The sequence below is a fragment of the Clostridium sp. genome (assembly GCF_051278035.1).
Lineage (GTDB): Bacteria > Bacillota > Clostridia > Clostridiales > Clostridiaceae > Clostridium_AD.
The window spans coordinates 1-4894 of sequence record NZ_JBNMNU010000249.1; the positions used below are offsets into that span (position 1 = coordinate 1).

Sequence of the window (4894 nt, forward strand, 5' to 3'; positions counted from 1 at the left end):
ATATTCTAATATTTTTTCTTTTATAGTTTTAGATATGTTTCGACTTGGATATATTGTAATGCTATCTCCAGAATGAACCCCTGCTCGCTCTAGATGCTCCATAATACCCGGTATTAAAATTTCTTCCCCATCACAAATAGCGTCAACTTCTATTTCTCTACCTAACAAATATCTATCAATTAAAACAGGATTTTTATTATCCTTCTCAAAGGCATTTTTCAAATAATGTTCTAATTCCATTCCTCCATAAGTTATTTCCATTCCCTTCCCACCCAATACATATGACGGTCTAACAATCACTGGGTATCCTAAGTTTTCAGCCTCTTTAAGTCCTTCTTTTAAATTCCAAACTGCTCTTCCCTTTGGCCTATTTATGTTTAACCCTTCTAAAAGTGAATCGAATTTTTCTCTGTCTTCTGCTACATCTATTTGCTCTGGCTTAGTCCCATATATAGTTATATTTTTTTCTTCTAAAAATTTAGCAAGATTAATAGCAGTTTGACCTCCAAACTGAAGTATAACCCCATCAGGATTTTCTTTTTCTACGATATTTAAAACCTCTTCTTCTGTTAAAGGTTCGAAATATAATTTGTCTGAAATATTAAAATCAGTACTTACAGTTTCAGGATTATTGTTTACTATTATAGTTTCAATTCCTAGCTTTCTAAGAGCAATTACACTATGAACAGATGCATAATCAAACTCAATTCCTTGTCCTATCCTAATAGGTCCAGAACCTATAACTAGAACCTTCCTTTTACTACTTACCTCAACTTCATCATATTCATCATAAGTAGAATAATAATATGGTGACAGTGCTTCAAATTCTCCTGCACAAGTATCTACCATCTTATAGACAGGTTTAATGTTCCATATATTTCTCAGTTCATAAATTACATTGGGGCCCTCGCCTAATAAATCTGAAATCCCTTTATCTGAAAACCCCTTCTTCTTTAATGATTTTAACCAATCTTTATTCATATCTTGAACGGTAGAGCTTTTTATCTTTTCTTCTTCATCAACTATCCACTTGATTTTATTTACAAAGAATTTATCTATACCTGTAATTTCCGAAACTTTTTCTACCATATAATTACGTCTAAGCATTTCCGCCAAATGAAATATTCTCTCATCATCAGGAGCCATGACTCTTTTCTTTAATTCTTGTAAGCTTTTTTGTGAAAGCGCATCGTATTGTAATGAATACTTTCCAATTTCTAGAGAGCGAATTCCTTTTAACAGCGCTGCTTCAAAATTACTCCCAATAGACATTATTTCGCCTGTAGCCATCATCTTTGTACCTAAAATTCTATTTGCTCCCTGAAACTTATCAAACGGCCACTTAGGAATTTTAACTACAACATAATCTAGTGAAGGTTCAAAACAAGCATAGGTTTTTTGTGTTACTGCATTCACTATTTCATCTAGTGCATATCCTAGTGCTATTTTCGCCGCTACTTTTGCAATAGGATATCCTGTAGCTTTTGACGCAAGTGCAGATGACCTACTTACCCTTGGATTGATTTCTATAACTGCATACTCTGAGCTTTTAGGATTAAGGGCCAGTTGGACATTACAGCCTCCCTCTATTCCAACGTTATTAATTATATCTATGGATGCACTTCTAAGCATTTGATATTCTTTATCTGAAAGTGTTTGGCTTGGTGCTATAACAATGCTATCACCCGTATGTATTCCAACAGGGTCTATATTTTCCATATTACATACACAAATACAATTACCAACACCATCTCTCATAACTTCATATTCTATCTCTTTCCAGCCTTTAATACTTTTTTCTAAAAGAACCTGTCCGATAGAACTTAATTCTAATCCTAAGTGTAAAATTTCAACTAGCTCCTCCTCAGACTCAGCAATTCCACCACCGCTCCCTCCTAGAGTATAGGCTGGTCTTACTACTAGTGGATAGCCTACTTCACTTGCAAAGTGCAAAGCTCCTTTTATATTTGTAACAATTGCACTTTCTACAACTGGCTGATCAATCTTTTGCATAAGATTTCTAAAGATTTCTCGGTCTTCACCTTTTTTTATTCCCTCTATAGATGTTCCAATTACTCTCACTTTATACTTATCTAAAATTCCATTATCATATAGCTGAACAGCAAGATTTAATCCCGTTTGTCCTCCCATTCCAGAAAGTATACTATCTGGTTTTTCCTTCACAATAATCTTTTCTAAAAATTCTATAGTTAATGGCTCTATGTATACTTTCCCTGCAACTTCCTTATCTGTCATTATTGTTGCGGGATTACTGTTTACAAGCACAACTTCTACGCCTTCCTCTTTTAAGGCTTGGCAAGCTTGTGTTCCTGAGTAATCAAATTCTGCAGCTTGCCCTATTATTATTGGTCCTGATCCAACTACTAATACTTTTCTGATACTTTTATCTAATGGCATATAAATCCTCCTCTATTATCTAACTTACTTAATCCAAATCACGCATCCTTAGTTCCATAAACTCTATGTTATAAGTCCCTATTCTATATAAGCGAAAGAAACTTATCAAAAATAACATTTATATCCTTAGGTCCCGGACAAGCCTCCGGATGGAACTGTACAGAAAATATAGGTAAGGTTTTATGTCTCATTCCTTCTATTGTTCCATCATTTACACTTACATGAGTAATCTCCATATATTCGGGTAAAACACTGACATAATATCCATGGTTTTGCGTTGTAATATAAACCTTATTTTCTTCTATGTCTTTAACTGGATGATTACAACCTCTATGTCCAAACTTAAGTTTTTGGGTTTTTCCGCCAAGAGCCAATGCTAAAAGTTGATGTCCTAGACAAATTCCAACTATAGGCTTTTTACCTATAATTTCTTTTAATACCTCAATTACCCCTTGCAAATCCTCTGGGTCTCCAGGTCCATTTGATAAAAATATTAAATCAGATTTAACTTCTAGTATATCTACCGATGATGCATCGGCAGGGAATATTGTTAATTTGCAATTTAATTGTTTAAAGCTGCGTATTATATTTTCTTTTATTCCAAAATCCATAATAGCTATATGTGGACCACTACCGTAAATTGTATAGCGCTGTTTTGTAGTAACCTTCATCACTGCATCAGTATTATTAAAACTTGCAAGTTTTTGCTCTATTTCACTTTTGGATAAATCCTTCGTAGCTATAATCCCATTCATAGTACCATGTTCCCTAAGAATTTTTGTTAAGGCTCTTGTATCAATGCCTTCTATTCCAATTAATTTATTTTGTTTAAAATATCCCTCTAGGTTCATTTCACATCTGAAATTGCTAGGCTCATTACACTTTTCTCTGATAATGAATCCTTTCACTTTAGGCGATTTTGATTCAACATCCTCTAAATTAATTCCGTAATTTCCGATGAGTGGATATGTCATAGTTACTATTTGCCCATAATAAGATGGATCAGTTAATACTTCCTGATAACCAGTCATACCAGTATTAAAAACCACTTCTCCCACACTTTCCTCTAAATATCCAAATATATTTCCTTCAAATATTATTCCATTTTCTAATATTAACTTACCTTTCATATTAAACCTCCTATGTCAAATAAAAATATGATTTTTCAAAAAAAATAAAGGATAATAGGGAGATTAATTAAATAATCCCACTACCATCCTTCAGAATACATCTTTCCCATTTATTAACGAAATAGAAAAACTACCTATAGTTTTATTATTAATTGTAAATTCTACAACACACAAAAAACTTGACATAATCATCTATACTCCTTCCTAGTCTCACAGGACTAACTTAAAAGTGTATTTCCTTTTATTTATAATTTCTATTTAGTTTAATTCAGATTTTATAATTTGTCAATACATAAACATAATTATCTTCTGTAAATTAATTAAGATTTAGTATCATATAAAAGTATTAAATTTATATATAGTTCTCTTCACTTAAATATCCAGTATAATACACAATACCGAGTGTTCCTGGCCCAACGTGGGTTCCTATTACAGGCCCAATTGGAGCTATTTCTACTTTTTTACCAGTATATTCTTCGATTGTCTTTGCAAAAGCGAGTGCACCTTCCACGTCATTTATGTGATGGATCATTACTTCTCCCAGTCCGTTTTTTTCTATGTCTTCAATAAACTTATTAACCATAGTTTGTATAGCGCGTTTTTTAGTTCTTACTTTATGGAATAATGCCGTTTTTCCATCTATAACAGTAAGTATAGGCCTAATTTGAAAAATAGTGCCCAACATTGCACTTGCACCACCTATTCTTCCGCCTTTTTTTAGATACTCTAAAGTCTTAGGAATAAACAAAAACCTACTTCTTTTTATATTTTCGTTTACAAGTGCAACAACTTCATCTATTGATTTTTCTTTCTGTGCCGCTTTGGCAGCTGTTAATACTGCAAACCCTAGTTGCATGCAATTAGATCTTGAATCAATGATTTCAATTAATGCATTTGGGTACTTCTCAAGAATCATACTTTTTGCAAGGCATGCATTTGAATAAGTCCCACTCATTTCTGAAGAAAGAAAAACACAAACTACTTGATTATTATCCATTACTTGCTTTTCTAGTACATTATACATATCGTCTAAAGATGGTTGTGATGAAGTTGGAGTACTCATGCTCTCATCTAGTTTTTTATAAAAAGTCTCGTTTTCAATATTAATCTCTTTAAGTTCCTCACTTCCGAAAATAACACTTAATGAAACTATAGAGATATCATATTTTTTCTTTAATTCGTCACTTATGTACGAGGTGCTATCAGTTACTATTTTTATTGTCATTACTCTTCCCCCACTTATCAATTGAGCTTTCACGGAAACTCCTTAGCTCCTGTGATTACTCATTTTTAGTATCATTAATTTTTGTTGATTCCCCCACTTTTTTCGCATAAAACACTTGACA

At 32.8% G+C, this 4894-nt stretch carries 3 protein-coding genes; all 3 read right to left on the reverse strand.

Translation table 11 applies throughout. The annotated features are described in order from the left end of the window. Positions 1-2418 (reverse strand): carbamoyl-phosphate synthase (glutamine-hydrolyzing) large subunit (gene carB / locus ACJAX4_RS22190; protein ID WP_435791617.1); only part of this gene is annotated, 2418 nt, incomplete at its 3' end. 83 nt (positions 2419-2501) lie between these two features. Continuing rightward, entirely contained in the window at positions 2502-3548 is a 1047-nt protein-coding gene (locus ACJAX4_RS22195) for a carbamoyl phosphate synthase small subunit (protein ID WP_435791618.1), read from the reverse strand. Positions 3549-3900: 352 nt separating this feature from the next. Continuing rightward, entirely contained in the window at positions 3901-4773 is an 873-nt protein-coding gene (locus ACJAX4_RS22200) for a DegV family protein (protein ID WP_435791619.1), read from the reverse strand. Positions 4774-4894 lie beyond the last annotated feature (121 nt).

What these genes read in the sequence shown, in the direction of transcription:
- ACJAX4_RS22195 (WP_435791618.1), bottom strand. Translation starts at nt 3,548, where the DNA reads ATGAAAGGTAAGTTAATATTAGAAAATGGAATAATATTTGAAGGAAAT.
- ACJAX4_RS22200 (WP_435791619.1), bottom strand. Translation starts at nt 4,773, where the DNA reads ATGACAATAAAAATAGTAACTGATAGCACCTCGTACATAAGTGACGAA.